The organism is Kitasatospora sp. NPDC007106, from assembly GCF_040634455.1.
In the GTDB taxonomy this organism is placed as follows: Bacteria; Actinomycetota; Actinomycetes; order Streptomycetales; family Streptomycetaceae; genus Kitasatospora; species Kitasatospora arboriphila.
The window spans coordinates 1-2,304 of record NZ_JBEYFP010000887.1; the positions used below are offsets into that span (position 1 = coordinate 1).

1 protein-coding gene is annotated in these 2,304 nt (G+C 76.2%); it reads right to left on the bottom strand.

What is annotated here, in order from left to right:
* Window positions 1–78 precede the first annotated feature (78 nt).
* Window positions 79–2,169 carry a SpoIIE family protein phosphatase gene (locus ABZ641_RS33660; protein ID WP_359988071.1) on the bottom strand — a complete coding sequence of 697 codons (2,091 nt, stop codon included), beginning with the start codon at window positions 2,167–2,169 and terminating at the stop codon, window positions 79–81.
* Between the last annotated feature and the right edge of the window lie 135 nt (window positions 2,170–2,304).

Below are 2,304 nucleotides of genomic sequence, written 5' to 3' on the forward strand. Positions count from 1 at the left end.
CCGTGCGCACGTGGGCCACGACCGTCCTCCTTCGTTCCGGGTGTCACCCCGGGTCGCACCTGCGGGTCGCGGCAGCCCTCAGGCGGGCCCGGCCTGGAGCAGCAGGGTGGCGATGTCGTCCCACCGGCGGCCCGCCCGCCTGGCCCGGGCGACCAGTTCACGGACGGTCACGTCCAGGTCGCCGGAGAGCGACTGGTCCAGCTGCCCGGCGAGCGCGGCGATCGCCCGGCCCAGGTCGGTGCCGGGCGCCTCCACCAGGCCGTCGGTGTAGAGCAGCAGCAGTGCGCCCGGCTCGAACGCCGTCTCGGTGATCGGGTAGATCGCGTCCGGGTCGATGCCCATCGGCGGGCCCGGCGGGATGTCCAGCACCCGGGCCGGACCGCCGGGCGGCCGCAGCACCGGCGGCGGATGGCCGGCGCTCACCAGGTACGCCCGGCCCGCGGCGAGGTCGAGGTGCGCGTAGAGGCAGGTGGTGAAGAGGCCCGGGTCGAGGTCGCAGAGCAGCCGGTTGGTGCGCACCAGCACCTCCTCCGGCGATGCGCCCGCGGCGGCGTGCACGGCCGTGCGGACCTGGCCCATCAGCGCCGCCGCCGGGAAGCTGTGCCCCTGGACGTCCCCGATCACAGCGGCGGCGGCCTTCGGGCCCAGCCGGATCAGGTCGTAGAAGTCCCCGCCGACGTCCATGCCGCGGGTGGTCGGCAGGTAGTGCGCCGCGACCTTCAGGCCGTGCACGGCGGGCAGGGTGTGGGGGAGCAGCGCCTGCTGCAGGTCGTGCGCCAGCTGGTTCTTGGTGTCGTACAGGTGGGCCCGGTCCAGCGCCTGGGCGATCAGGCCGGCCAGTGAGGTCAGCACCGTCCGCTCGTCCGCGGCGAAGGGGTGCGGCCGGTCGTAGGCCAGCAGCAGGCAGCCGACCGGACGGCCGGAGGTGATCAGCGGCAGCACCGCCCAGGCCTGCTTCCCGGTCACCTGCGGGACGTCCGGGTAGGCCTCCGCCAGCTCCGCCGAGCTGCCGTAGAAGCCGGGGATCCCGGTGGTGAGCGCCCGCAGCGTCGGGGTGTCCCGGACCTTCAGCGGGATGTCCTCGAAGCGGGCCATCGCGTCCGCGCTGTAGCCCCGGTAGCCGGTCACCAGCAGCCGGCCGTGCTCGGCGGTGAGCAGCGCCAGCCCGTCCGCGCCGAAGGCGGGCAGCACCTGCTCGGCGACCAGCGCCACCACGTCGTCCACCGAGACCGCCTCGGTGAGGGCCGCGGCCAGGTGCATGATCTGGTAGATCTGCCCGGCCCGGGAGACCGGCACCGGACGGGACGGCGGCACCGGCTCCGGCCCGTCGGCGGCCGGGGTGATCCGTACGCTGATGCCGTCGCCGGACGGGTACAGCCGGAAGGCCAGCCAGCGGTCCGGCGGGCGCATCGCGGTGAACGCGGCCGGCTCCCGGCTGATGATGGCCGCCCGGTAGCGGTCCTCGTACGCCGGGTCGTCGAGCCACGGCAGCGCCTGCCAGGGCAGCGCGCCGAGCAGCTTCTCCGGGCCGGCGCCGAGCAGTGCGCAGGCCGTGTCGGTGAGGAAGACGATCCGGCCGTTCAGGTCCATCGCGCAGCTGCCGCCCGGGAGGCGCTCGGCGAAGGCCCGGGCGGCGGTCTCCGGCAGCTTCGCCGCGGCCAGCCGCAGCGGCAGCACCCGCGGCCGGGACGGCACCGCGGGGGCGGCCTCCGCCAGCAGCTCGCCCAGCTGCGCGCAGCCCGCGGTGACCACCGCCCGCTCCGCATCGCGCAGGTACTGGGGGTGGGCACTCGGCCACAGCAGCAGCAGCGCGCCCACGCAGACGCCGTCCGCCTCGACCGGCGCCGCGGCCAGCGCGAAGTGGTACGGCATGGTCACCGCGGACCGCGGGTACTCCCGGGCGAAGTCCTGCTGGCTGCCCGACCACACCAGCGCCCGGCGCCGCACCGCGTCGGCGACCGGAACGGGTGCCGTCACCGCGACCCGGGTCCACGGTGCGACGAACTCGGCCGGCAGGCCCCGCACCACCGTGAGGTGCAGCACCTCCTCGCCCTCCGGCAGCAGGTACAGGCACCCGGACGAGGCTCCGCACAGCTCCACGACACCGGTCAGCGCGCCGTCGATCCGCCTGTCCCAGCCCGCCGGACCCCGGTCAGCGACGGCCGGCACGGGGGGCTCCCCGCAGGCCCGGAACGCCCGGTGGCCGGGAGGACCGCGCAGGCCACAGCATCAACCGGACAACGCCCATACCAGCGACGCTACGCCCGCCGCCCCGGGCGGGCACCCCGACGGGGCCCCGCCCGG